The organism is Streptomyces sp. PR69, assembly GCF_026420845.1.
In the GTDB taxonomy this organism is placed as follows: Bacteria; Actinomycetota; Actinomycetes; order Streptomycetales; family Streptomycetaceae; genus Streptomyces.
The window spans coordinates 27,925-54,340 of sequence record NZ_JAOWCB010000018.1; the positions used below are offsets into that span (position 1 = coordinate 27,925).

At 72.0% G+C, this 26,416-nt stretch carries 17 protein-coding genes and 2 pseudogenes; 5 read left to right on the plus strand and 14 right to left on the minus strand.

The window, feature by feature from the left end:
- The first annotated feature begins 43 nt into the window (after window positions 1-43).
- Entirely contained in the window at window positions 44-1,213 is a 1,170-nt protein-coding gene (locus OF819_RS18495; protein ID WP_267244679.1) for a PucR family transcriptional regulator, read from the plus strand.
- A 107-nt stretch (window positions 1,214-1,320) separates the two neighbouring features.
- Here the strand turns inward: OF819_RS18495 and serA are convergent, their stop codons facing one another.
- From serA to OF819_RS18525, 6 genes and pseudogenes are all read right to left on the minus strand, one after another.
- Complete coding sequence (gene serA, locus OF819_RS18500; protein WP_267244680.1) at window positions 1,321-2,913, minus strand: phosphoglycerate dehydrogenase; 1,593 nt, start codon at window positions 2,911-2,913, stop codon at window positions 1,321-1,323.
- Window positions 2,914-3,171: 258 nt separating this feature from the next.
- Window positions 3,172-4,173, minus strand: a complete 1,002-nt coding sequence (ilvC, locus tag OF819_RS18505; protein WP_267244681.1) for a ketol-acid reductoisomerase — start codon at window positions 4,171-4,173, stop codon at window positions 3,172-3,174.
- A gap of 161 nt (window positions 4,174-4,334) precedes the next feature.
- Window positions 4,335-4,859, minus strand: a complete 525-nt coding sequence (gene ilvN / locus OF819_RS18510) for an acetolactate synthase small subunit (RefSeq protein ID WP_240137233.1) — start codon at window positions 4,857-4,859, stop codon at window positions 4,335-4,337.
- 41 nt (window positions 4,860-4,900) lie between these two features.
- Window positions 4,901-6,760, minus strand: coding sequence for an acetolactate synthase large subunit (locus OF819_RS18515; protein WP_267244682.1), 1,860 nt, complete (start codon window positions 6,758-6,760; stop codon window positions 4,901-4,903).
- Between the two features lie 1,161 nt (window positions 6,761-7,921).
- A pseudogene (locus OF819_RS18520) lies at window positions 7,922-10,759 on the minus strand (putative bifunctional diguanylate cyclase/phosphodiesterase); the annotation flags it as partial.
- A 420-nt stretch (window positions 10,760-11,179) separates the two neighbouring features.
- Window positions 11,180-12,127, minus strand: a complete 948-nt coding sequence (locus OF819_RS18525) for a 2-hydroxyacid dehydrogenase (protein WP_267244683.1) — start codon at window positions 12,125-12,127, stop codon at window positions 11,180-11,182.
- Between the two features lie 74 nt (window positions 12,128-12,201).
- On the opposite strand from OF819_RS18525, the gene OF819_RS18530 reads away from it, so the two are divergent.
- From OF819_RS18530 to OF819_RS18540, 3 genes are all read left to right on the plus strand, one after another.
- Window positions 12,202-13,257 carry an aldo/keto reductase gene (locus OF819_RS18530; RefSeq protein WP_267244684.1) on the plus strand — a complete coding sequence of 352 codons (1,056 nt, stop codon included), beginning with the start codon at window positions 12,202-12,204 and terminating at the stop codon, window positions 13,255-13,257.
- 203 nt (window positions 13,258-13,460) lie between these two features.
- The gene (locus OF819_RS18535) at window positions 13,461-14,615 is read left to right on the plus strand and encodes a PQQ-dependent sugar dehydrogenase (RefSeq protein ID WP_267244738.1); all 1,155 of its coding nucleotides are present in this window, start codon (window positions 13,461-13,463) and stop codon (window positions 14,613-14,615) included.
- Between the two features lie 9 nt (window positions 14,616-14,624).
- Window positions 14,625-14,816: a DUF6191 domain-containing protein gene (locus OF819_RS18540; protein ID WP_267244685.1), complete on the plus strand. Its 192-nt coding sequence runs from the start codon at window positions 14,625-14,627 to the stop codon at window positions 14,814-14,816.
- A gap of 31 nt (window positions 14,817-14,847) precedes the next feature.
- Here OF819_RS18540 and OF819_RS18545 read toward each other — a convergent pair.
- From OF819_RS18545 to OF819_RS18555, 3 genes and pseudogenes are all read right to left on the minus strand, one after another.
- A pseudogene (locus OF819_RS18545) lies at window positions 14,848-15,234 on the minus strand (ATP-binding protein); the annotation flags it as partial.
- A gap of 347 nt (window positions 15,235-15,581) precedes the next feature.
- Window positions 15,582-16,136: a GNAT family N-acetyltransferase gene (locus OF819_RS18550; protein WP_267244686.1), complete on the minus strand. Its 555-nt coding sequence runs from the start codon at window positions 16,134-16,136 to the stop codon at window positions 15,582-15,584.
- 18 nt (window positions 16,137-16,154) lie between these two features.
- Window positions 16,155-18,365: an MMPL family transporter gene (locus OF819_RS18555; protein WP_267244687.1), complete on the minus strand. Its 2,211-nt coding sequence runs from the start codon at window positions 18,363-18,365 to the stop codon at window positions 16,155-16,157.
- A gap of 390 nt (window positions 18,366-18,755) precedes the next feature.
- On the opposite strand from OF819_RS18555, the gene OF819_RS18560 reads away from it, so the two are divergent.
- On the plus strand, window positions 18,756-19,550 hold the full coding sequence (locus OF819_RS18560) for a hypothetical protein (RefSeq protein ID WP_416370567.1): 795 nt from the start codon (window positions 18,756-18,758) through the stop codon (window positions 19,548-19,550).
- 696 nt (window positions 19,551-20,246) lie between these two features.
- Here OF819_RS18560 and gatB read toward each other — a convergent pair.
- From gatB to OF819_RS18585, 5 genes are all read right to left on the minus strand, one after another.
- Window positions 20,247-21,755, minus strand: coding sequence for an Asp-tRNA(Asn)/Glu-tRNA(Gln) amidotransferase subunit GatB (gene gatB / locus OF819_RS18565; RefSeq protein WP_267244689.1), 1,509 nt, complete (start codon window positions 21,753-21,755; stop codon window positions 20,247-20,249).
- Between the two features lie 16 nt (window positions 21,756-21,771).
- Window positions 21,772-22,002, minus strand: a complete 231-nt coding sequence (locus OF819_RS18570) for a hypothetical protein (RefSeq protein WP_267244739.1) — start codon at window positions 22,000-22,002, stop codon at window positions 21,772-21,774.
- A 5-nt stretch (window positions 22,003-22,007) separates the two neighbouring features.
- Window positions 22,008-23,504 carry an Asp-tRNA(Asn)/Glu-tRNA(Gln) amidotransferase subunit GatA gene (gene gatA / locus OF819_RS18575; protein ID WP_267244690.1) on the minus strand — a complete coding sequence of 499 codons (1,497 nt, stop codon included), beginning with the start codon at window positions 23,502-23,504 and terminating at the stop codon, window positions 22,008-22,010.
- Between the two features lie 5 nt (window positions 23,505-23,509).
- On the minus strand, window positions 23,510-23,806 hold the full coding sequence (gatC, locus tag OF819_RS18580; protein WP_030258164.1) for an Asp-tRNA(Asn)/Glu-tRNA(Gln) amidotransferase subunit GatC: 297 nt from the start codon (window positions 23,804-23,806) through the stop codon (window positions 23,510-23,512).
- Between the two features lie 298 nt (window positions 23,807-24,104).
- Window positions 24,105-26,267 (minus strand): bifunctional diguanylate cyclase/phosphodiesterase, encoded by a 2,163-nt coding sequence (locus OF819_RS18585; protein WP_323748937.1) that lies wholly within the window; start codon window positions 26,265-26,267, stop codon window positions 24,105-24,107.
- Window positions 26,268-26,416 lie beyond the last annotated feature (149 nt).

The following is a 26,416-nucleotide window of genomic DNA, read 5'->3' on the forward strand; positions in this document are numbered from 1 at the left end:
GGGATCTCAGACATCTGTCTGAAGAGGGTGCGAGAATGTCCGGGTGAAGGGCGATTATCAAGAGCTGGTCGATGAGATCTCCGCGCTGCTGGCATGCCCGGCGACCCTGGAGAACCGCGACTTCGGGCTGATCGCCTTCGGGGCGCACGACAGCGACGACGACAGCACGATGGACCCCGTCCGCACCCGCTCCATCCTCACCCGCGGATCGACGCCCGCGGTCCGCGCCTGGTTCGAGGGGTTCGGCATCACCCGTGCGACCGGCCCCGTGCGGATTCCGGCCTCGCCGGACGCCGGGGTGTACCGGGACCGGATCTGTCTGCCCGTGCGGCACCGCGGTGTGGTGCTCGGCTATGTCTGGCTGCTGGACACGGACCCCGGCCCGACGCCCGCGCAGCTCGCCGCGGCGATGGAGGTCACCGGGCGGATCGGCTCACTGCTCGCGGACGAGGAGCGGGCGGGCGCGGATCTGTCCCGTGAGCTCCGTGCCGTACTGGGGGCGGAGCGCGGCTGGCAGTACGACATGGCACTGGCCGCGCTGCGCTCCGCGCTGGGCGGCGGGCCGGACGCGGCGGACGGACCGCACACGATGGTCTGCGTCGCGCCCTGGCCGTCCGGCGACGCGCCCTCCGCGCGCTCACTGCCGGGGACGGCCGCGCTGTGCACGGTGCCGTGGCGCGGTGCGGGCGGTGTCGGCGGTCCGGGCGGCGCGGGCGGGAACGCGCTCGCCGTGCTCGTGCGGCTGCGGTCCGCCGACAGCCTCACCCCCGCGCTGACCGCCGCGACACGGCTGTCCGGCCAGGCGGCGGCAGCCGGGGTGGCGCGGGCCCGGCGGGGCCTCGCGGAGCTCAACGCGGCCTGGCACGAGGCGGTCTCCGCGGCCCGCGCGGCACTGGCGCAGCCGCGGCTCGGGCCCATGGCCCAGTGGTCGGCCATCGGCCCGTACCGCCTGCTGACGGCACTGCCCGACGGCAGCGCCCACGACCCCGCCGTACGGGAGCTCCTCACGCCCTCGCACACGGAACTGGCCCGCACCGCCGAGGTGTTCCTCGACTGCGCGGGCCAGGCGGGGCGGACGGCGGCGGCGCTGGGCATCCACCGGCAGACGCTGTACTACCGGCTCTCCCGGATCGAGCAGCTCACCGGGCTTGACCTGGGGGAAGGGGAGGACCGGCTGCTGCTGCACATGACGCTGAAAGCGGCGCGGCTGTAGTTCCCTGGGGCTCCGCCCCAGACCCCGGTCCTCAAGCGCCGGACGGGCTTGTTCAAGCCCCCGCCGGCGCTTGAGGCGCGGGGTCTGGGGCGGAGCCCCGCGGACGGTCAGGCCGTGAGGTTGACCGATCGCGCCGACGCCGCGCCGATCTCCTCCGCGATCTCCGTCAGCACCGGCTGCGGCACCGTGTCGTCCACCGTGAGCACGACCAGCGCCTCGCCGCCCTCCTCCGTACGGGAGACCTGCATGCCGGCGATGTTGAGGCCGGCCTCGCCGAGGATGCGGCCGACGGTGCCGACGACGCCGGGGCGGTCGTCGTAGCGCAGGACGACCATATGGTCGGCGAGCGCCAGGTCGACGTCGTAGTCGCCGACGGCGACGATCTTCTGGAGGTGCTTGGGGCCGGCGAGCGTGCCGGAGACCGAGATCTCCTCGCCGCCGGAGAGGGTGCCGCGCACGGTGACCACATTGCGGTGGTCGGGGGACTCGCTGCTCGTGGTCAGCCGGACCTCGACGCCGCGCTCCTGGGCGAACAGCGGGGCGTTGACATACGAGACGGTCTCGTCGACGACGTCCTCGAACACGCCCTTGAGGGCGGACAGCTCCAGCACCTTGACGTCGTGCTGGGTGATCTCGCCGTACACCTCGACGTCGAGCCGGACCGCGACCTCGCCCGCCAGGGCGGTGAAGATCCGGCCGAGCTTCTCGGCGAGCGGCAGGCCCGGACGGACGTCCTCGGCGATGACGCCGCCCTGGACGTTGACCGCGTCCGGCACCAGCTCGCCGGCGAGCGCGAGGCGCACCGAGCGGGCGACGGCGATGCCCGCCTTCTCCTGGGCCTCGTCGGTGGACGCGCCCAGGTGCGGGGTGCACACGACCTGGTCGAACTGGAACAGCGGGGAGTCGGTGCACGGCTCCTTGGCGTATACGTCCAGGCCCGCGCCGGCGACCCGGCCCTCCTTGAGCGCGGAGGCCAGCGCCTCCTCGTCGACGATCCCGCCGCGCGCCGCGTTGACGATGCGCACGGTCGGCTTGACCTTGTGCAGTGCCTCGTCGCCGATCAGACCGAGCGTCTCGGGCGTCTTCGGCAGATGGACGGTGATGAAGTCGGAGACCTGGAGCAGCTCGTCGAGCGAGAGCAGCTTGACGCCCATCTGGGCGGCGCGCGCGGGCTGCACATAAGGGTCGTAGGCGACGACCTTCATGCCGAAGGCGGACATGCGCTGGGCGACCAGCACGCCGATGCGGCCGAGGCCGACGACGCCGAGGGTCTTCTCGCTGAGCTCGACGCCGGTGTACTTGGAGCGCTTCCACTCGCCGTTCTTCAGGGCGGTGTTGGCCTGCGGGATGTTGCGGGCGGTGGCGAGCAGCAGACCGCAGGCGAGTTCGGCGGCGGTGACGATGTTGGACGTCGGCGCGTTGACGACCATGACGCCTGCCTTGGTGGCGGCGGAGACGTCGACGTTGTCGAGGCCGACGCCCGCACGGGCGACGACCTTGAGCTTGCGCGCGGCGGCGATCGCCTCGGCGTCGACCTTGGTGGCCGAGCGGATCAGGATCGCGTCGACATCGGCGATGGCAGGGATGAGCTCCGCGCGGTCCGCGCCGTTGCAGCTCCGGATCTCGAAGTCCGGGCCCAGGGCGTCGACGGTGGCGGGCGACAGCTCTTCGGCGATGAGTACGACTGGTTTCGAGCTCACGTGAGTCCTCACATGTCCATTGCGGACGGCCGTCCCGACGGCCGCTGGCGGTGGAGGGGCTAGCCGCGTGGAAGACGCACGACGCTGTGGGCCTGACGCGTATGTGTTTCAGAAGTGTAGTGGTGCCGCCGGGCGCGTCTTACGCCTCGTCGGCAGGATCACCCGTCCGGGGATGGACAGGGTGGAGAACTGGTGGAGCAGCGGCCGGGCAGGGGCGGCGCGAGGGGCCGGGAGTGCTCCCGGCCCCTCGCCCGAGGCTTACGCCTCCTCGTTGTCCACCCAGCTCATCAGCTTGCGCAGCTCCTTGCCCGTGGTCTCCAGCAGGTGCTCGGAGTCCTGGGTCTTGTACTCGTTGTACTTCTTCAGACCGCCGTGGTACTCGTCCATCCAGTTCTTGGCGAAGGTGCCGTCCTGGATCTCGGCGAGGACCTTCTTCATCTCGGCCTTGGTCTGGTCGGTGATGATGCGGGGGCCGGTGACGTAGTCACCCCACTCGGCGGTCTCGGAGACCGACCAGCGCATCTTCTCCAGGCCGCCCTCGTACATCAGGTCGACGATCAACTTCAGCTCGTGGAGGCACTCGAAGTAGGCGATCTCCGGCTGGTAGCCGGCCTCCACCAGGGTCTCGAAACCGGCCTTCACCAGCGCCGAGGCGCCGCCGCACAGCACGGCCTGCTCGCCGAAGAGGTCGGTCTCGGTCTCCTCGGTGAAGGTGGTCTTGATGACGCCCGCGCGGGTGCCGCCGATGCCCTTGGCGTACGACAGGGCCAGCGCGAACGCGTCGCCTGAGGCGTCCTGCTCGACGGCGGCGATGCAGGGCACGCCGCGCCCCTCCTCGTACTGGCGGCGGACGAGGTGGCCGGGGCCCTTGGGGGCGACCATGCACACGTCCACGCCGGCCGGGGCCTTGATGAAGCCGAAGCGGATGTTGAAGCCGTGGCCGAAGAAGAGGGCGTCGCCGTCCTTGAGGTGCGGGGCGATGGACTCCTCGTAGACCTTCGCCTGGATCGGGTCCGGGACCAGGATCATGATCACGTCGGCCTCGGCGGCGGCCTCGGCCGGGGTGACGACGCGCAGGCCCTGCTCCTCGGCCTTGGCCTTGGACTTGGAGCCCTCGGGCAGACCGACGCGGACGTCGACGCCCGAGTCACGCAGGGACAGCGCGTGGGCGTGGCCCTGGCTGCCGTAGCCGATCACCGCGACCTTGCGGTTCTGGATGATGGACAGATCGGCGTCGTCGTCGTAGAACAGCTCGGCCACTTTGGGTCTCTCCTTGGAGTGCTGGTGTTGCGTCCCACCGTACGGCGGGTATGCGGGCGGACGTCTTCAGGTCTCGGTATCCGAGAGGGGCGGGTTTCCGGGTTCCGGTTTCCCGGCTCCGTTTTCCGGGTTCGGGGGTTTCCGGGTTCGGGCCGCCGGGGCTACGCGCTGCGGTCCAGGGCGCGCAGCGAACGGTCGGTGATGGAGCGGGCGCCGCGCCCGATGGCGATGGTCCCGGACTGGACCAGCTCCTTGATGCCGAACTGTTCCAGCATCTTGAGCATCGCCTCGAGCTTGTCACTCGAACCGGTGGCCTCGATCGTGACGGCCTCCGGGGAGACGTCCACGGTCTTGGCGCGGAAGAGCTGGACGATCTCGATGATCTGGGAGCGGGTCTCGTTGTCGGCGCGGACCTTCACCAGGACCAGCTCGCGCTGGACCGCGGCGGACGGCTCCAGTTCGACGATCTTAAGGACGTTGACCAGCTTGTTGAGCTGCTTGGTCACCTGCTCCAGGGGCAGGTCCTCGACATTGACCACGATCGTGATGCGGGAGATGTCGGGGTGCTCGGTGACGCCGACGGCGAGCGAGTCGATGTTGAAGCCGCGGCGGGAGAACAGCGCGGCGATCCGGGCCAGGATGCCCGGCGTGTTCTCCACCAGGACGGAGAGCGTGTGCTTGGACATGTTCGTTGCGTCTCTCTCAGGCGTGGTCGTCAGTGGCCGGCTCAGTCGTCTTCGGCGTCGCCGAAGTCGGGGCGGACTCCGCGGGCGGCCATGACCTCGTCGTTGGAGGTGCCGGCGGCGACCATCGGCCAGACCTGGGCGTCCTCGTGAACGATGAAGTCGATGACGACCGGGCGGTCGTTGATCGCGTTGGCCTCGGCGATGACCTTGTCCAGGTCCTCCGGGGACTCACAGCGGATGGCGTGGCAGCCCATGGCCTCGGAGAGCTTGACGAAGTCCGGGACACGGGTGCCGGCGCTGGGCTGGGTGCCGTCGGCCTCGGGGCCGCTGTGCAGCACGGTGTTGGAGTAACGCTGGTTGTAGAAGAGGGTCTGCCACTGGCGGACCATGCCCAGCGCGCCGTTGTTGATGATCGCGACCTTGATCGGGATGTTGTTCAGCGCGCAGGTGACCAGTTCTTGATTGGTCATCTGGAAGCAGCCGTCGCCGTCGATCGCCCAGACGGTGCGGTCCGGCATGCCTGCCTTCGCGCCCATCGCGGCCGGGACCGCATAGCCCATCGTGCCCGCGCCGCCGGAGTTCAGCCAGGTGGCCGGCTTCTCGTAGTCGATGAAGTGGGCGGCCCACATCTGGTGCTGGCCGACGCCCGCCGCGTAGACGGTGCCTTCGGGGGCCAGTTCGCCGATCCGCTGGATGACCTGCTGAGGGGCGAGCGTGCCGTCGTCCGGCTGGTCGTAGCCGAGCGGGTAGGTCTCGCGCCAGCGGTTGAGGTCCTTCCACCAGGAGCTGTAGTCGCCGGTGCGTCCCTCGCTGTGCTCGGCCTGCACCGCCTGCACCAGATCGGCGATGACCTCGCGGGCGTCGCCGACGATCGGCACGTCCGCGGCGCGGTTCTTGCCGATCTCAGCCGGGTCGATGTCGGCGTGGACGATTTTGGCGTACGGCGCGAAGCTGTCCAGCTTGCCGGTCACCCGGTCGTCGAAACGCGCGCCCAGGGCGACGATCAGATCGGCCTTCTGCAGGGCGGTGACGGCGGTGACGGAACCGTGCATGCCGGGCATGCCGACATGCAGCGGATGGCTGTCGGGGAACGCGCCCAGCGCCATCAGCGTGGTGGTGACCGGCGCGCCGGTCAGCTCGGCCAGCACCTTCAGCTCGGCGGTGGCGCCGGCCTTGATGACGCCTCCGCCGACGTACAGGACGGGCCGCTTGGCCTCGGTGATCAGCCGGGCGGCCTCGCGGATCTGCTTGGCGTGCGGCTTGGTGACCGGGCGGTAGCCGGGCAGGTCCAGCTGCGGCGGCCAGCTGAACGTGGTCTGCGCCTGGAGGGCGTCCTTGGCGATGTCGACGAGGACGGGGCCGGGCCGGCCCGTCGAGGCGATGTGGAATGCCTGGGCGATGACGCGCGGGATGTCCTCGGCCTTGGTGACCAGGAAGTTGTGTTTGGTGATCGGCATGGTGATGCCGCAGATGTCCGCCTCCTGGAAGGCGTCCGTGCCGATCGCCTTGGAGGCGACCTGGCCGGTGATCGCGACCAGCGGGACGGAGTCCATATGGGCGTCGGCGATCGGGGTGACCAGATTGGTCGCGCCGGGGCCCGAGGTGGCCATGCACACGCCGACCTTGCCGGTGGCCTGGGCGTATCCGGTGGCCGCATGGCCCGCGCCCTGCTCATGGCGGACCAGGACATGGCGGACTCGGGTGGAGTCCATCATCGGGTCGTACGCGGGCAGGATCGCGCCGCCGGGGATGCCGAACACGGTGTCGGCGCCCACTTCCTCGAGAGAGCGGATGAGGGACTGCGCACCCGTGACGCGTTCGACTGCGGCGGGCTGCTGTCCGCCGGTACGGGCCCGCGGCTGCGGATGGTGGGCCCCGGTGGCCTGCTCGGTCATCGTCATTCTCTTCTCGAAGCTGAGGGTTTTGCGGTGGTTTGGGGAGTTCCAGTGCAACAAAAAACCCCTCGTGCCGTAAGGCAAGCGAGGGGAGCGCGCCGGTGATGGTCTGCAGTGCCCATACGAGGGCCCTGCTCAGCCGACGCGCTTTCCAAGTACGAGAATTCGGGTGCGCATGGCACAGACCCTCTCCCCGGCGCACCGTCACTGTCAAGAGGGTGGGACACGCGTCTCATTATGTGAGCCAGTGCGCGCGCCGGGGAGGGTGGGGCCGGTGCGGCCGGGGACGGCGGTCCCGACGACGGCGTAGCCGGAGGCGGCGGTCTCGGCCGGCGGACCCGCCGTCGCGGGTCCCGGCAGCGGGACTGCCGGCGCCGGCGCTCCGGGGGCCGCGGAGGCGGACACGCCCGGACCTGAGGCCACAGGCCCGCCGGCCTCTGCGGCGGCGCTCGCGGACGCGGGACAGGGCAGCCCCGGCTCCGCCGGCCGGGGCAGCGGCCCGGCGACCGCATGGCCGCCGGAAACGGGGGGCCCGGACGCCCCGGAGCCGGGCGGCCCCGACTCCGGCCTCGCCGACGCCGAACCCCCCAGCCGTGAGCCCCCCGGAGCGGCGCTCGCGGGCGCGGCGGAGCCCGGCACCGGGGCCGCCGCCCGCGCCTCCCCCGAAGCCACAGCCCCCGGCCCCACGGGCCGAGGCAGCGGCCCCGCGACCGAATGACCGCCGGTAACAGGGGGCCCCGGCACACCGGAGCCGGATGTCGCAGAGCCCGAGGCGGTGACGGCAGCGGCCGAGGCCCCTGGCCGTGAAGCCCCGGGAACAGCGCTCGCGGACGACGCCGGAATCCCCAGCCCCGATGCCCCCGGAGCGGCGCTCAGGGACGCGGCGGAGCCCGGCACCGGGGCCGCCGCCCTCGCCTCCCCCGAAGCCACAGCCCCCGGCCCCACGGGCCGAGGCAGCGGCCCCGCGACCGAATGGCCGCCGGAAACGGGGGGCCCGGACGCCCCGGAGCCGGGTGCCGCGGAGGCGGTCGCCATGGACCCTGGGACCGGTGATCCGGGTACCGAGCGGGAGACCGCGGAGGCGGTGACCGCTTGGGTCCGCGCTCCGGGGACGGCGCTCGCGGGGCCGGGGGGCGCGGACAGCGCGGGGGCGGGGGCGCGCAGCACCGGTGCGGCGATTCCCTGCGGCACCGGGTACTCGCCCCTGACCAGGGCGCGGCGCAGGCGGTACTCGTCCAGGGCGCCCGAGAACGCCATGCCCTGGGCATGCGTGCATCCCATGGCGCGCAGCGCGAGCACCTGCTCGGGTACGTCCACCCCGTCGGCCACGGACTCCATGCCCAGATCGCAGGCGATGCGCAGCAGGCCCGCCGTGATCTTGTGCAGCCGGGCGGATTCGACGACGCCTTCCACCAGCCCGCGGTCGAGCTTGAGGACGTCCACGGGAAGCCTGCGCAGGGCGTTGATCGCCGCGTAGCCGCTGCCGAAGCCGTCCAGGGCGATCCGGACGCCGAGCGTGCGCAGGGCGGTGAGCCGCTGCTCCAGCTCGTCGAAGGAGATCCGCGGGTCGCTGTCGGCCAGCTCGATCACCAGGCCGCCGGCGGGGAGTTCGTACCGGGTGAGGAGCGCCTCGACCGAGCCGAGCGGCAGGGACTTGTCCAGCAGCCGGCGGGCCGGGATGCGTACGGACACGGGGGTGCGATGGCCCTGCCGGGCCCGCTCGGCCGCCTGCCGGACGGCTTCTTCGAGCATCCAGCGGCCGAGTTCCGCGGTGCGGTCGTGCTCGCCCCGTGCTCCGTCGCCGCGGCCGCCCTCTCCTCGGACGCCGTCACCGCGGCCGCCGTCCTCGGCGACGCGCAGGAACTCGGCGGGGGTGAACAAGATGCCCTTGGCGGAGCGCCAGCGCGGCTGGGCCGCGACCGCGGTGACCCGGCCGGTGGACAGACTCACCACGGGCTGGTGCAGCAGGGTGAACTCCCCGTCGTGCAGGGCGCTGCGCAGCCGGGTGGCCAGCTCGGTGCGGCGTACGGCCTCGGCCTGGAGCTGGGGTGCGTACAGCTCGACGCGGTTCTTGCCGGCGGCCTTGGCGCGGTACATCGCGAGGTCGGCGTTGCGCATAAGGCTGGTGGGGCTGATGTCGGGCTCGGCGAAGGCCACGCCGATGGAGGCCGCCACCCGGACATCGTTGCCGTCGATGCGGTACGGCTGGGAGAGGGTCACCCGCAGCCGGTCGGCGATCTCGCAGACCTGGCGCTCGCGCGCGGCCCGGTCGCGGCCGCCGTCGCCGACGATGAGGGCGGCGAACTCGTCGCCGCCGAGCCGGGCGGCGGTGTCGGCGGCCCGGACGGAGTCGGAGAGCCGGCGGGCGGCCTGGATCAGCAGCTCGTCGCCCGCCTGGTGGCCGAGGCGGTCATTGACGCCCTTGAAGCCGTCGAGGTCGATGAAGAGCACGGCGGTGCCGGGGTCGCCGGAACGGCGTCCGGTCAGGGCCTGGCGGACCCGCTCGGTGAACAGGGAGCGGTTGGGCAGATCGGTGAGCGGGTCGTGCTCGGCGTTGTGCTGGAGCTGCGCCTGCAGGCGCACCCGCTCGGTGACATCGCGGCTGTTGAAGATCAGGCCGCCCTGGTGGCGGTTGACGGTGGACTCGACGTTGAGCCACTCGCCGCTGCCGGACTTGAAGCGGCACTCGATCCGGGTGGTCGGCTCCTCCGCGGCGGGCGCGGCGAGGAACCGCCGCACCTCGTGGACGACGCGCCCCAGGTCGGCCGGGTGGATGAGGCTGGCCAGCTCGGAGCCGATCAGCTCGTCCGCGTCGCGCCCGTAGACGCCGGAGGCGGCGGGGCTGACGTACCGCAGCACTCCGGTGGGTGCGGCGATCATGATGACATCGCTGGACCCCTGGACCAGGGAGCGGAAGTGCTTCTCCTGCTGGGCCAGTTCATGGGTGAGGGCGATGTTGTCGAGCAGCATGATGCCCTGCCGTACGACCAGGGCGAGCACGACCGCGCAGCCGGTGAGGACGACGACGCGGTCGACCCGCCGGCCTTCGATCACGTTGTAGAGGATGCCGAGGGTGCAGACCGCCGCCGCGAGGTACGGGGTGAGGGCGGCCAGCGAGCTGGCGATCGGGCGGCTGGAGTGCCGCGCCTGCCGGGGGCCGCGCTGGGCGGCGGCGCTCCCCTGCGGCTGCAGCGGCCGGCGCGGGCCCCATGGGGCGTAGGCCAGCAGCAGCGAGCCGGCGAACCAGCCCGCGTCGAGCAGCTGTCCGGAGCGGTAGCTCTCCCGCAGCAGCGGGGAGGTGAACAGTGCGTCGCACAGCACGGTGAGCGCGAGTGCGGCGATGGCCGTGTTGACGGCGGAGCGGTTGGCGGCCGAGCGCTTGAAGTGCAGCGCCAGGACCATGCTGACGAGCACGATGTCCAGGAGGGGGTAGGCGAGGGAGAGGGCGGCGGGGGCCACGCTCTGGCCCTGCACCTGGGCCGTGTGCGCGAGGGCGAGGCTCCAGGAGAGGGTCAGCAGCGAGCCTCCGATGAGCCAGGCGTCCAGGCTGAGGCAGACCCAGCCGGCCCTGGTGACGGGGCGCTTGGCGAGCACCAGCAGCCCGACGATGGCGGGCGGTGCGAAGCACAGGAAGAACAGATCCGCGATGGAGGGGCTGGGCACTTCGCGGCCGAGCACGACCTCGTACCAGCCCCAGACGGCGTTGCCGCAGGCGGCCATGGCGGAGGAGAGCGCGAACAGCAGCCAGGCCGGCTGGAAACGGCCCCGGTGTGTGCGCGCGTAGACGTAACAGGACCCGGCTGCGACCAGGGCGGCGGCGCTCAGTCCGAAGTCGCCCATGATCAGCGCCAGTGTGGGCGACCCCCAGCCGAGGGCCGCGCCGACGCCGTATCCGGCACACAGGCCGGCCAGCAGAAGCTGCAGCAGCACGCCCCGGCCGGCGGGGCTCGCCGCCGGACCGCTGGGCACGCTCTGCCGCGCCATGAGCGCCCCCGGGGCGCTCATCGCCGGCCTCCGCCGGCGACCGGATTCCAGCGCTCCGGATGGCGGCGCGCCACCGGGGCAGGGCCCGGCCATGGCCGGAATCTGCGCGTCGGTGCGCGCGAGGGTCGCCGTCGGCCGCCTCGCCGCGTCGGATGGTTGGTCCAGTGGCCGTGCATCGCCAGTCGCCCCCCTCAAAGTCTGATCGGCAGTCAGGTCGCTTGCCGGTACCGCCCCATGCCGGTGCAGCCCCCGGTCGGGACGATACACCAGGACGGTCACTCAGGGACATAGGCGCTCTACTCTGTGTGACCGTGATCAGCGGTTCCGGCACGCAGCGCATTCGGGTGATTTCACACGGTGTCCGGACGGGGCGTGCGGGCGGCAAGTGCCGGGGGTGACCTGCGATGACGCTGGGTGAAACGGGCTTCCCGACGGCGCGGGTCAGGTCGTGAGCAGCACGTTGGACAGCGGTTCGGCTGCGGCGAAGCGGGTCAGCTGAGCCGCGAGCAGCCGCTTGGCGCGGGGCCAGAACGCCGAGGTGGAACCGCCCACATGAGGGCTGATCAGCACCCCGGGCGCATGCCAGAGCGGATGGCCGGCGGGCAGCGGCTCAGGGTCGGTGACGTCCAGGGCCGCGGTGATGCGCCCGCTCTCCGTCTCGGCGAGCAGCGCCTTGGTGTCCACGACGGGGCCGCGGGCCACGTTGACCAGCAGCGCTCCGTCCTTCATCCGGGCCAGGAAGTCGGCGCCGGCGAGGCCGCGGGTGGCCTCCGTGAGGGGCGTGGAGAGGATCACCACATCCGCTTCGGGGAGCAGCGACGGCAAATCGGAGAGTGCATGCACAAAACCGCGCGCCGTGTTGCGCTCAGAGCGCGCGATGCGCGCCACCCGCGCGCACTCAAAGGGCACGAGCCTGTCCTCGATGGCCGCGCCGATGGAGCCGTACCCGACGATGAGCACGGACTTGTCGGCGAGCGCGGGATAAAAGCCGGGCCGCCATTCCTCCTGGTCCTGGCATCGTATGAAGCCGGGCAGTCCGCGCAGGGAGGCGAGGATCAGGGCGAGGGTGAGCTCGGCGGTGGACGCCTCGTGCACTCCCCTGGCATTGCACAGGCGCACGCCGGCGCGGAGAGCGCCGAGCCCGGGCTGCACATGATCGATGCCCGCGGAGAGGGTCTGGACGACCTGTACGGATGACATCCGGGCCAGCGGCCGGACGGCGGTCTCCATGGGCTTCAGATAGGGCACGACGTAGAAGGCGCAGTCCGCGGGGTCCGCGGGGAACTCCTCGCCGCCGTCCCAGAAGCGGTAGGTCAGTCCCGCCGCGGCGGGATCGGGGAGACCGGCTATCTCATCGGCCGCGAACGGCAGCCATACATCCGAAGTCATGGCCCGAGGCTACGCGAAGAGTGATCAGCGGCATTGGTTACTTTGGGGTGCGGCCAAGGGAGGGGTACGGGGAGTTGGAGCGCAGGACAATCGGTGCGGCAGCCCTCGAGGTGGGCGCGATCGGGCTTGGCTGTATGCCGATGAGCTGGGCGTACAGCAGCTCCCAGCAGCGCGGGGACCGCTCGCTGCGCACGGTGCACACCGCGCTGGACGCCGGCTCGACCCTGCTCGACACGGCCGACATGTACGGCCCCTTCACCAATGAGCTGCTCATCGGCCGGGTGCTCAGACAGCGGCGGCACGATGCCTTCGTCTCCACCAAGGTGGGGCTGCTGGCAGGAGATCAGCATGTGGTGGCAAACGGCAGGCCGGGGTACGTCAAGCGCGCGTGCGACGCCTCGCTGCGCCGGCTGCAGACCGATGTGATCGATCTCTATCAGCTGCACCGTGCGGACCCCGAGGTGCCGGTCGAGGAGACCTGGGGGGCGATGGCCGAGCTGGTGAGCGCCGGGAAGGTGCGGGCGCTCGGGCTGTGTGCGGTGGGCGCGCGGGCCGCCCGCCGTGCGGGGCCGGCAGGCGGCGGCCGTTCCGGGGCCGAGCGGGCGGGCGGGAAGCGGGCCGCACCGGCCGATCTGTACGAGCAAACGATCCGCCAGCTCGAACGCGTACAGCAGGTCTTCCCGGTGAGCGCGGTGCAGGCCGAGCTGTCGGTGTGGTCGCCCGAGGCCCTGGTGCGGCTGCTGCCCTGGTGTACGGCGCGCGGCGTCGGCTTTCTGGCGGCGATGCCGCTGGGGAACGGGTTCCTCACCGGCACCCTCACCCCCGGGCAGGGGTTCGAGCCGGATGATGTGCGCGCCCGGCACCCCCGGTTCACCGCCGAGATGATGGCGGCGAACCAGCCCATCGTGGCCGGGCTGCGGCGCATCGCCGAGCGGCATGGACCAGGTGCGACCCCGGCCGGGGTGGCGCTGGCGTGGGTGCTGGCGCAGGGGCCCCATGTGGTGGCCGTGCCGGGGGCGAAGCGTGAGGAGTGGGCGGCGCAGAACGCGGGCGCGGCGTCGCTGCGGCTCTCCCCGTACGACCTGGCCGAGATCGCTCAGCTGCCCCCGGCCCGGGGATCCTGGGACTAGGGACCCCGGGACCAGGGGCCCGGGAGTGCAGGTGTCCGGGAGTGCAGGTGTCCGGGAGTGAGCGGCACAAGGCGCTGCGTTCTTGTAAGAAGGACCGGTCAGCGTGATCGCCCCATGGGACGCCGAAGTGCGCCCGGGCCGCGGAAGTGCGCCCCGGGCCGTCGAAGGGATTGCCAGCCGTGAAACGTCCTCAAGTGACGGCCTTGCGCGCCGCCGTGTGCGCCGCCGTGCTGCTGCTCGCCGCCGGATGCTCCTCCGGGGAGGGCGGGGACCCGGCCGGCGGACAGGGGACGGCGTCGTCCGGCGCGGCCTCTCCTTCGCCGACGGCGACCCGGTCGGACGCGGCCCCGGCGGCGCCGCCCGACAAGGGCTCGGTGACGGTGGTCTCCACCCTCACCGAGGAACTGGCGTCGCCCTGGGGGCTGGCCGCGCTTCCCGGCGGCGATCTGCTGGTCAGCTCGCGCGACGAGGGGACGATCACCCGAGTCGACGCCGAGACCGGGCAGAAGACCCTGCTCGGCTCGGTCCCGGGCGTGGCCCCCGGCGGCGAAGGCGGGCTGATGGGACTGGCCGTCTCGCCCGACTACGCCTCGGACCGCATGGTGTACGCCTACTTCACCACGGCGTCGGACAACCGCATCGCCCGCATGCTGTACGACGAGCAGAAGCCCGCAGGACAGCAGCTCGGCGCGCCCGACACGGTCCTCCGCGGCATCCCCAAGGGCATCATCCACAACGGCGGCCGGATCGCCTTCGGCCCGGACAAGATGCTGTACGCGGGCACCGGCGAGACCGGCGACACCGGGCTGGCACAGGACAAGGAGTCCCTCGGCGGCAAGATCCTGCGGATGACCCCGGACGGCGACCCGGTGCACGGCAACCCGGAAGCGGACTCCGTCGTGTACTCCTACGGGCACCGCAATGTGCAAGGGCTCGCCTGGGACTCGCAGAACCGGCTGTGGGCGGCGGAGTTCGGCCAGAACACCTGGGACGAACTCAATCTGATCGAGCCGGGCAAGAATTACGGCTGGCCTGAAGTCGAGGGCAAGGGCGGCGAGTCCGGCTTTGTCGACCCGGTGGCGCAGTGGTCCACCGACGAGGCCTCCCCCAGCGGCATCGCCTACGCCGAGGGCTCCATCTGGATGGCGGGCCTGCGGGGCGAGCGCCTGTGGCGCATCCCGCTCGCCGGGACGGAACTCTCCGCCGACCCCCAGTCGTTCCTGGAAGGAGAGCACGGCCGCCTGCGCACGGTCCTGTCGGCAGGCGGGGACGCGGTCTGGCTCGTCACCAGCGAGACGGACACCCGAGGCACGCCCGAGGCGGGGGACGACAAGATCCTCCGGCTGGAGGTGGAATAGAGGGAACCGTTGTTCAACCTCATCGAGGAGCTCTTCGCACCGGGCCGCCGGCACACGGACGAGGAGCGCAAGCGGCTGGAGCTGACGAAGGCCGACGTCAATGACAACGACCCCACGCGCGGCCCGATAGATCTGGCCTCCGGCAAGGTCACGATCCGCCTCCAGCCGCAGGATCCGCCCGCGGACCGGCCGCATCCGTGAACAGCCGCAGGCGGTGGGCCACCGCCGCGGCCTCCCCCAGCTCCGGCAGCAGCCGGGCGAGCTCGCCCTCCTGGCCGGCGGCGGCCTCGGCGAGCTCCTCGGGGAGCCTGCGGTGCAGGGTGCGCAGGGCGGTGGAGAAGGGCGCGAACGGCAGCCCGTCCGCGCCGATCTCCACACAGCCGCCGACGGCCACGGCGGCCTCGCGGCGGCAGGCCTCGGCGATCAGCTCCTCGACGAGGCGGGTCTTGCCGACCCCCGCCTCGCCGCCGAGCAGGAGCAGCTGAGGCTCGCCTGCGGAACCCGCGGCCCCGGGGGCGTCCCCGGAGGCGCGGGCCAGCGCGGCGGTGAGCGCGGTCAGTTCGGCGGCGCGGCCGACGAACACCGGGCTGACGGACCTGTTTTCCACGCTGCCGAGCATCGCACAGGGGTACACGGCGTACTCGGCGTTCATGGCGCACTCCCTGGTGACGAGATCTGCGATCGGCTGCCACCGGTTTCGGTGACGGCTTCGACTCTCGTCGGGGAGGGGGTGGGGGCGCATCGGGAGGGTGCCGGATTCTTGGGGGGTGGGGGCTGCGGGGTGCGGGCCTAAGGCGGTGGTTGCTCCCCTGCCCCGCCCCTTCCCGAAACTGGGGGCTCCGCCCCCAGGCCCCCGATCCTCAATCTCCCCCAGCTACCTCCCCCACAGAGGTGCCCCCAACGGGCTGGATTCTCCAGCCCCGCCGGTGATTTCAGGCGCGGGGGTCCGGGGGCGGAGCCCCCTGGTCAGGAGAGGCGGCCGCGCCACTCGGGCGCGAGCAGGGACCAGATCTCAATGTCCTGCCGCTCCCCCCGGTACGCGTACTGCTGCCGCAGCACACCCTCGCGCGTCATGCCCAGGCGCTGGGCGACCTTGATGCTGGGCTTGTTGGCGGCGGAGACGTACCACTCGACGCGGTGGATGCCGCGTTCTTCGACGGCCCAGTCGATGAGGACGCGGGTCGCGCGGGTGACGAGGCCGCGGCCCGTGGCGGACGGCTCCAGCCAGCAGCCCGCCTCGCACACGCCCTGGGCGGCGTCGAAGTTCGGGAACAGCACGCCGCCCACGAGCGTGCCGTCGAGCCAGATGCCGTAGATGCGGCCGGTGTCCGCGGCCTGCTTGTCGGCGTAGCGCTGCAGATGGGCGCGCGCGGAGTCGAGGTCGGCGACGACGTCGGGGAGTCCGACGTACTGGCCTATGTGCTCGCGTCCGCGGTCCATGTGGGCGAGGAACTCCTCTGCCTGCCAGGGTTCCAGTGGACGCAACTGTGCCTGGTCGTCGCCGAGCGACACCGCGAACATGCTTCTCCTCAGCCGGGGTTACGGCACGAGCTGGCCTTCTTCGCTCGCGCGCTGCCCTGGGATCTTCGCACGGGCGCCCGCGACGCAGTCCGGGGGTTCGATGCTGATCCTGGGGAGACGGCGGTCGAGCCAGCGCGGCAGCCACCAGTTCGCGCCGCCGAGCATATGCATCAGCGCGGGGACGAGAAGGGTGCGCAGGACGAAGGCGTCGAGGGCGACGGCCGCGGCGAGGGCGATGCCGAACATCGCGATGACCCGGTCGCCGCTGAGCACGAAGGCGAGGAAGACCGAAATCATGATCACGGCAGCGGAGTTGATAACGCGGCTGGTCTCGGCGAGGCCGACCCGTACCGCGCGCCGGTTGTCGCCGGTCTCCAGCCACTCCTCGTACATCCGGCTGACCAGGAAGACCTGGTAGTCCATGGAGAGTCCGAAGAGCACGGAGACCATGATGACCGGCAGGAAGGGTTCGATCGGCCCGGCCGCGCCCAGTCCGAGCAGTTCGCTGCCCCAGCCCCATTGGAAGATCGCGACGACGATGCCGAAGGAGGAGGCGACGGCGGCGATGTTCATCGCGGCGGCCTTGAGCGGGATGCCGATCGAGCGGAACGCGAGCAGCAGGAGCAGACAGCCCAGGGCGATGACGACGCCGACGAAGAGCGGGAGCTTGCCGACGATGACGTCGGCGAAGTCGTCGTAGCCGGCGGTCAGGCCGCCGACGTACACATCCAGGGAGGTGCCGTCCACGGCGTCGGGCAGCACATCGCCGCGCAGCCGGTCGACGAGGTCGCTGGTGGCCTGCGACTGGGGTGCGGAGTCGGGTACGACGGTGAGGACGGCGGTGTCGCCGCTGCCGTTGTAGGCGACCTGGCCGACCGATTCGACGCCCTTGGTGTCACGCAGCGTGTCGGCGAGCTTGTCCATGGCGACATGGTCGCCGGGCCCTTCGAGGTCCCCGACGAGGGTCAGCGGTCCGTTGACGCCCGGCCCGAAGCCGTCGGCCAGCAGGTCATAGGCCTGTCGGGTGGTCGAGGAGGCGGGCTTGTTGCCCTGGTCGGAGGTGCCGAGGTGGAGCGAGAGCATCGGCAGGGCGAGCACCGCCATGACGACGGCGGCGACGGCGCCGAGCAGCTTGGGGTGGCGCTCGACGAACGCGGACCAGCGGGCGGCGAAGCCGGTGGGCAGTTCGGGCTGCGGGCCGTGCTCGGCGAGCTGACGGCGCTCGCGGCGGCTGAGGGCCCGCATGCCGATGAACGACAGCAGCGCGGGCAGCAGCGTCACCGAGGCGGCGACGGTCAGCACGACGGTGAGGGAGGCGGCTATGGCGACGCCGTTGAGGAAGCCGAGCCGCAGGATGAGCATGCCGAGCAGGGCGATGCACACGGTTGCGCCGGCGAAGACGACGGCCCGGCCGGTGGTGGCGACGGCGTTGCGCGCCGCCTCCTCCACCGTGAGTCCGCGTTTGAGGCCTCTGCGGTGCCGGGTGACGATGAACAGCGCGTAGTCGATGCCGACGCCGAGGCCGATGAGCAGGCCGAGCATCGGCGCGAAGTCGGCGACCGTCATCACATGGCCGAGGAGCTGGATGCCCGCGTAGGCGGTGCCGACGGACACCAGGGCGGTGGCGATGGGCAGCACGCTGGCGGCGAGGGAGCCGAAGGCGAGGAAGAGGACGACGGCGGCGACGGCGACGCCCACGATCTCGGCGATATGCCCGCCGGACGACTCGGTCATCGCGATGGCGCGGCCGCCCAGCTCGATCTGGAGCCCGTCGCCCTCGGCGGCCTTGGCGGTGGCGACGACCGCTTCCGCCTGCTCCTTGGGGATGTCGTTGGCCGACTGCTCGAAGGTGACCGTGGCGTAGGCGGTGTGGCCGTCGGCGCTGATGCGTCCCTGGCCTTCGCTGCCGTACGGGCTGGTCACGGAGGCGACGCCGGGCAGCTGCCCGACCTCGTCGAGCATCCCGGAGGTGCGCTCCTGGACGTCCACGGCGCGCACGCTCTGGCTGTCGGCATGCCAGACGATGGTGTCGCTGTCGCCGCCCGTGCCCGGGAAGCCCTCCTGCATCAGGGCTGAGGCGCGGCCCGACTCGGTGCCTGGGATGTGGTAGTCGTTCGAGTACGCGGATCCCGTGGCGCCCGCCGCGGCCGCGACGCCGACGAGGGCGAGCAGCCAGAGCAGGACGGTGGCGAGTCGGTGCGAGATGCACCATCGGGCGATGGCTGCCAAAGAACTAGCTCCCTGGGTCGAATACGGATCTTTGCCAGGGAACAGCCTGCAAAGAACTCATGACCTACGGGTAGACACTCTGGCAGCGAATCGTGATCATTTGTCCGTTTCGTGGTGTTACTCACAGCGGGCGCTCCGATGCGCCCGACGGGCGCACGCATGATCAACGCCCGCCCTTCGTCACGCAGTGTGAGGCACAGGCCGCGGTCATCGTCATGGGGGCCTGCATGGGTTGGCCGATGTGCGACACCGTTGTCAGCGGCGGCTGGCACGATGGCGGGTATGGACTACAGGGGGACAGACCAACGACATGCGTTAGCGCCGCATGACGCGGCGGAGTTCGCCCGGTCGCTGTATGAGGCGTCAGGGCTTTGGCCGGGGCAGAGACCGGTGCCCCTGCTCACTCTCGACCCGCGGGCGCCGCTCGCGGAGCGACGGGAGTCCTTCCGGGCGGTGTATGACGCGATCGTGGACCGGATCGGCGAGCCGACGCTGTACGGCGGCTCGGCGCACGGTCCGAACATCCGCTGGCGGGACGCCGGGCGGCTGCTGCTGCTCTCCGGCGACCGCCATCAGGTGCAGCTCTCGCTGCACGACACCGAGGCGCTGGAGGACCAGGAGCGCAGGACGTTCGCCTGGGGCGGGGCCTGGTCCGCCGATGAGCCGCATGACTTCGAGCATCTGCCGTACAGCTGGCAGCTGGACCGCGGGGGGCCGGGCGAGCGCCCGCCGGAGCGGCCGGGCGGCCGCCGCGCCACCTCGCTTGAGCACTTCGAGCGTGCGCTTTCGCTGCTGCTCACCGCCTGGGTGGAGCAGTTGTCGGTGCAGGTCGGCTGGGACTGGGCGAGCTTCTGCGTGACCAGCGGAGCGGACCGCGGCCGACAGCTCCTGGTGTCGTACAGCCTGGAGGACGGCCTGCATGTGTCGATCGACGACCGGGACGGGGAGGACACAGCGGAGCGCGCGCTGCTGATGACCTCCCGCGGCTGGCAAAGCCGCGACCGGGGCTGGTGGCAGGCGGACTTTCCCGATCCGGACCGCGCGGACGCCGCCCTGTTGGCCCGCCTCGCCCTCACCGAACTCCGCGCCCGCGGCACCCGCTCTCCGGACCAGCTCCGCGCCCGCGATGTGAGCTGCAAGGACCGCGGCGAGATGTGGCTGCCGGGGCTGGGCATACGGCACTGACGCGCGGCCGCGGCCCGGCGGGGTGGGGGGGGCTTCGCCCCCCACCCCAGGGGCTGGCCCAGCGCTGCGCGCGAGCCGGCCCCGCGGCGCGGACGACAGACGCCCTGGCACCCGGCGGCGCGGCACGGCGCGGCAGCGACACGGCGACAGCGACACCTGCGTGGCGACCGCGACACACCGGACGATCAACCGTGCCCGCCACCCGAGCGGCGGGGGCCACGCGGCATGTCCGACCGTGCCCACGCCGGGAGGACGATCGGGCCGTTCAGCAGCACGCCGCCGCGGCTCGCGGTGCGGGCAGGCGCGCGGGGGCCTCCCTCCGAGAGGCGGACGAAGCCCGCCCGCCCGGCAGCGGCATCGGCCTTCAGCCGCCCCGCGAGGGTTGTGCCCCGCCGAGTGGTGTAGCCGGTCAGCCTTGGCCGCCGCGCAGGCGGCGGCAGGTTTGGCCGGAGGGCCGGATCGCCTCCGCCACCCCGACCGGCCCGCGCGGCGGCGCGGAGCCTCGGCCGGGCCAGCCGATCACAGACCATCCGGACCGGCGCGGTCCGGATGACTGCGCCACTCGGCGGGACGCCACCCCCGCGGGGACGCAGAAGCGAAAGTCCGCCCGGCGAAACACGGCCCGGCGAAACGCCAGGGGCGGCGCGCCGTCATACAACGGCGCGCCGCCCCTGGGTCGGCCTCAGCGGCAGGCGATCACGCCTCGACGCCGAGCTTCTGCAGGATCAGCTCCTTGACGCGGGCAGCGTCCGCCTGGCCGCGGGTGGCCTTCATGACCGCGCCGACGAGCGCGCCGACCGCCGCCACCTTGCCGCCGCGGATCTTGTCGGCGATGGCCGCGTTGCCCGCGATCGCCTCGTCGACGGCCGCGCCCAGCGCGCCCTCGTCCGAGACGACCTTCAGACCGCGCTTCTCGACGACCGTGTCCGGGTCGCCTTCGCCGGCGAGCACGCCCTCGATGACCTGCCGGGCGAGCTTGTCGTTCAGATCGCCGGAGGCGACCAGCTCGGCCACGCGGGCCACCTGCGCCGGGGTGATCGGCAGGGCCCCGAGTTCCACGCCTTCCTCGTTGGCGCGGCGGGCCAGCTCGCCCATCCACCACTTGCGGGCGGACGCGGCGTCCGCGCCCGCCTCCGTGGTGGCGACGATCAGATCGACCGCGCCCGCGTTGAGGATGGACTGCATGTCGAGCGCGGAGACGCCCCACTCCTCCCGCAGCCGGTTGCGGCGTACGCGCGGCAGCTCGGGCAGCCCGGCGCGCAGTTCCTCGACCCACTCGCGGGACGGGGCGACGGGCACCAGGTCGGGCTCCGGGAAGTAGCGGTAGTCCTCGGCCTCCTCCTTGACGCGGCCCGGCGTCGTCGTGCCGTCGTCCTCGTGGAAGTGGCGGGTCTCCTGGACGATCTTGTCGCCCGCGGCAAGCACGGCCGCATGCCGCTGGATCTCGAAGCGGACGGCCCGCTCGACCGACCGCAGCGAGTTGACGTTCTTCGTCTCGCTGCGGGTGCCGAAGACCGAGGCGCCCTGCGGGCGCAGCGACAGGTTGACGTCGCAGCGCATCTGGCCCATCTCCATCCGGGCCTCGGAGACGCCCAGCGCCCGGATGAGCTCGCGCAGCTCGGTGACGTACGCCTTGGCGACCTCCGGCGCACGCTCGCCCGCGCCGACGATCGGCTTGGTGACGATCTCGATCAGCGGGATGCCGGCGCGGTTGTAGTCCAGCAGGGAGTGGGACGCGCCGTGGATACGGCCGGTGGCGCCGCCGATGTGGGTCGACTTGCCGGTGTCCTCCTCCATGTGGGCGCGTTCGATCTCCACCCGGAAGACCTCGCCGTCCTCCAGCTGGACGTCCAGATAGCCGTTGAAGGCGATCGGCTCGTCGTACTGGGAGGTCTGGAAGTTCTTCGGCATGTCCGGATAGAAGTAGTTCTTCCGGGCGAAACGGCACCACTCGGCGATCTCGCAGTTGAGCGCCAGGCCGATCTTGATCGCGGACTCCACGCCGGTGGCGTTGACGACCGGGAGCGAACCCGGCAGGCCCAGACAGGTTGGGCAGGTCTGCGAGTTCGGCGCCGCGCCCAGCTCGGTGGAGCAGCCGCAGAACATCTTGGTCTTGGTGCCGAGCTCGACATGGACCTCCAGGCCCATGACGGGGTCGTAGGCCGCGAGGGCCGCCTCGTACGACACCAGTTCAGTGACGGTCACGGTGAAACTTTCCCTCTCAGCCGAGCAGGACGTCGTCGTCGCCGATGCGCTTCAGCTCGCGGTAGAGCAGCGCAAGGCCGGTCACGATGGCCGCGGCGGACACGGCGGCGTCGATCAGCCGGAGTGTGTCGTGCTCCATGCGGGCCTTCTTGGCCTGCTTGATCACACTCACCGCGCCGAACGCGGTGGTGCCCATGGACAGATACGTACCGGTCTTGGACTTCTTGAAGCCCTTGGCCTTGGACATGGCACTCACAGCGAGGGAGCCTCCTCCAGCAGCGGATGACCCCACTTTTCCACGAAGGCGGCCTCGACGGCGGCACCCACCGTGTAGAGGCGGTCGTCCTTCATCGCGGGGGCGACGATCTGCAGACCGACCGGGAGGTTGTCCTCCGGGGCCAGGCCGCAGGGCAGCGACATCGCGGCATTGCCGGCCAGGTTGACCGGGATGGTGCACAGGTCGGCGTAGTACATCGCGATCGGGTCGTCCACGCGCTCGCCGATCGGGAAGGCGGTGGTCGGGGTCGTCGGGGAGACGATCACGTCGACCTGCTCGAAGGACTTCTCGAAGTCCTGCTTGATGAGGGTGCGCACCTTCTGGGCGGAGCCGTAGTACGCGTCGTAGTAGCCGGAGCTCAGCGCATAGGTGCCGAGCATGATGCGGCGCTTGACCTCGGGGCCGAAGCCGTCCGCGCGGGTGACGGCGGTGACGTCCTCGGCGGACGTGGCGCCGTCGTCGCCGGTGCGCAGGCCGTAGCGCAGACCGTCGAAGCGGGCCAGGTTCGAGGAGCACTCGGACGGCGCGATCAGGTAGTACGCGGAGAGCGCGAGGTCGAAGGACGGGCAGTCCAGCTCCACGACCTCTGCGCCCAGCTCCTTCAGCAGCGCGACGGACTCCTCGAAGCGCTGCATCACCCCGGCCTGGTAGTGCTCGCCGCGGAACTGCTTGACGACGCCGACGCGCATGCCGGCGACCGAGCCGTTGCGGGCGGCCTCGACGACCGGCGGGACCGGGGCGTCGATCGACGTCGAGTCGAGCGGGTCATGGCCGGCGATGGCCTCGTGCAGCAGCGCGGCGTCCAGGACCGTGCGGGCGCAGGGGCCGCCCTGGTCGAGGGAGGACGAGAACGCGACCATGCCGTAGCGGGACACCCCGCCGTATGTCGGCTTGACGCCGACCGTGCCGGTGACCGAGGCGGGCTGGCGGATGGAGCCGCCGGTGTCCGTGCCGATGGCCAGCGGCGCCTGGTACGAGGCGAGCGCCGCGCTGGAGCCGCCGCCGGAGCCGCCCGGGATCTTCGTCAGGTCCCAGGGGTTGCCGGTCGGGCCGTAGGCGCTGTTCTCGGTGGAGGACCCCATGGCGAACTCGTCCATGTTGGTCTTGCCGAGGATGACGACGTCCGCGGCCTTCAGCTTCTTGGTGAGCGTCGCGTCGTACGGCGGGATCCAGCCCTCAAGGATCTTGGATCCGACGGTGGTCGGGATGCCCTCGGTGGTGAAGATGTCCTTGAGCGCGAGCGGCACGCCCGCCAGCGGGCCGAGCTTCTCGCCCGCCTCGCGCTTGGCGTCCACGGCGCGGGCCTGGGCGAGCGCGCCCTCCCGGTCCACGTGCAGAAACGCGTGCACCTTCTCGTCGACGGCCTCGATGCGGGCGAGGTGCGCCTCGGTGACCTCGACGGCGGTGAGCTCGCCGGAGGCGATCTTCGCGGCGATCTCGGCCGCGGTGAGCTTGATGATGCTGTCCGTCATGGCGCTCACTCCTCCCCCAGGATCTGCGGCACCTTGAAACGCTGCTGCTCCTGGGCCGGGGCGCCGGAGAGCGCCTGCTCGGGGGTGAGCGACGGACGGACCTCGTCCGCGCGCATGACGTTGGTCAGCGGCAGCGGGTGGGAGGTCGGGGGCACGTCTTGGTCGGCGACCTCGGAGACGCGGGCGACCGCGCCGATGATGTCGTCGAGCTGTCCGGCGAAGTGGTCGAGCTCTTCGTCCTTCAGCTCCAGACGCGCCAGCCGGGCGAGGTGGGCGACCTCCTCGCGCGTAATGCCAGGCATGCAGCGATCCTCAGGGGTGAGTGTGAGTGTTTTGGCCTCAATCCTATGGGGCGCGCGACGTCGGCCGGTAAACGGTTCGGTTCACGTGTGGGGCTCCGCCCTCACACCCCCCTGCCCCGCGCCTTAAGGCACCGGCCTCCGTTGGGTGCGGATTGCCTGCCCTTGGGTTCCTTGGGGTGCGGGGTCTTGTCCCGCCTCGGGTGGTCGGGGCCCCTCCGGGCCTGACGGGCCCGGCTCCCCCGGCGACCCGCACCCGACAGGGCGCCAGCCCGGCGCGGCCGACCCGCGGGGTCTGGGGTCAGGCGACCGTCTGCCCCGAGGGGTTCTCCGCGTCGGCGGAGACCGCGGGCGCCGCCGACGCCCCCGCGCCCGCACCGGCACCGGCACCGGCAGGAAGCTCCGCCGGGCGCCGCCACCCGTGCTCCCCGCGGGTGCGGAGCCACGCCGTGGTCTCCTGCGGCGGCATCGCGGGCGCGACCAGCCACCCCTGCACGGCGTCGCACCCCATGCTCCGCAGCCGCTCCCAGGTCTCGTCGTCCTCCACGCCCTCCGCGACCACAAGGAGCCCCAGCGAATGCGCGAGGTCCAGGGTGCAGCGGACGATCTCCGCGTCTTCGGCGTCGACGGCGAGCCGGGCCACGAAGGAGCGGTCGATCTTGAGTTCGCTCACCGGGAGGCGGCGGAGGTGGACCAGTGAGGAGTACCCGGTGCCGAAGTCGTCGAGGGACATCTTCACGCCGTGGTCGCTGAGCCCGGCGAGCGTGTCGGCGGCGCGCTGCGGGTCCTCCAGCAGCACATGCTCGGTGATCTCCAGCTGGAGGGCGCCCGGCGGCACCCCGTGGCGGGCGAGCCGCGCGGCGACGGCCCCGGCGAAGCCGGGGGTGTGGACGTCGCGCGGGGAGACGTTGACCGCCACCGGGACCGTCAGGCCCTGCTCGCGCCAGCGGGCGACCTGTGCGAGCGCGGTCTCCAGGACGTACTCCGTCAGATGCGGCATCAGCCCGGAGGACTCGGCGATCGCGATGAATTCGTCCGGCGGGACGCGCCCCCGGTCCGGGTGGACCCAGCGCACCAGCGCTTCGAGGCCGGCGACATGCCCGTCGAAGCCGACCTTGGGCTGGTAGTGCAGCTCCACCTCGCCGGCGTCGAGGGCCCGCCGCAGATCGCCGAGGAGGCCGAGCCGGTCGGGGGTGTTGCTGTCGCGCTTGGATTCGTACACCTCGACGCCCGTGCGGTCCCGCTTGGCCTGGTACATGGCCACGTCGGCGCGGCGCAGCAGCCCTTCGGCGTCATGGGCGTGGTCGGGGAAGACGGCGAGGCCCGCGCTGGCCTCCAGGACGAGGGTGAGCCCGTCCAGGTCGAGCGGCGAGGACAGGGCCGCGGCGAGGTGGCGGGTGATGCGCTGGGCGCTGGTGGTGGAGTCAGCCGTGGGCAGCAGCACCGCGAACTCGTCGCCGCCCAGCCGCGCGGCCTCCGCCCCGCGCGGCAGCGCGGCCTTCAGCCGCTCGGCTATCTGGAGGAGCAGCCGGTCGCCTGCCAGATGGCCGAGTGTGTCATTGACCGAACGGAAGCGGTCGAGGTCGATCAGGACCAGAGCGGCCCGCTCGCCGCTTCCCTCGGCGTCCTCCAGCGCGGCCCAGGTGCGCTCCAGCAGCCACTGACGGTTGGGCAGTCCGGTCAGCGGGTCGCGGAGCTGTTCCTCCGCGCGGACCCGAGCGATCCACAGGGTGGAGTCCAGGGCGATCAGCGGCACGGCGAACAGCGGCAGGAACAGCGGCCTGGTCATGGCGACGACGCAGATCAGCGGGGTGATGCCGAGGAGGGCGACGGCGACGAGCCCCTGCCGGAGCAGGGCGGTGCGCGCGGCGGTGGGCAGTCCGCCGCCCTGCGGGGCCAGCACATACCACAGCAGTACGCGGGTGACGGCGAGATAGGCGGTGGCGGCGGCCATGACCTCGGGGGCGGCCGCGATCCCCCAGCCGAGGGGGTTCCAGGGGGCGGCGACGCTCGGGACCACCCCGAACGCGGCGAGGAGCAGCGCCGCCGCGCCGATGCCGAGGATGTCGACCGCGCCGTGCAGCACGCCCTGCCGCCAGCGGCTGCGGCGGGCGACCCCGACGAGGGCGACGACGGCGAGGCTGACGAGGCCTGCGGGAACCCAGCCGAACAGCAGCAGCACGGCCAGGGTGAGGGCGGCGCCGGAGCCGGTGCCGCCCCACCAGCGGTCGCGCCCCAGCGCGACGAGATGGCCGACGACCAGGCCGGTGAGAAGCGCCAGCGACCAGCCGAGCCCGCCGCCGGGAAAGAGGGCCTGGCCCTCGCGCACGCTGTGCACGATTCCCGCGGCGAGGACGCCCGCGGCGCCGGCCATGACGGCGAGGGGCAGCCAGGGCGCCGTGTCCGCAAGGGCCGCGAAGGCACGCGGCCGTGAGACCGGGGCGGCGCTTTCGGTCGGTTTCATTCCCGTCCCTCTCACAGCCGGCGGTGCCGTTGCCTCTGCCTCGCGATGGCTCCCGTTGTCATCCCACCACGACTGAAATCCCACCACGCAGCCGTGCACGAAAGGCGCGCATCTCAACAGTAGGCCGCAGGAAGCTCGGACGGGCAGCG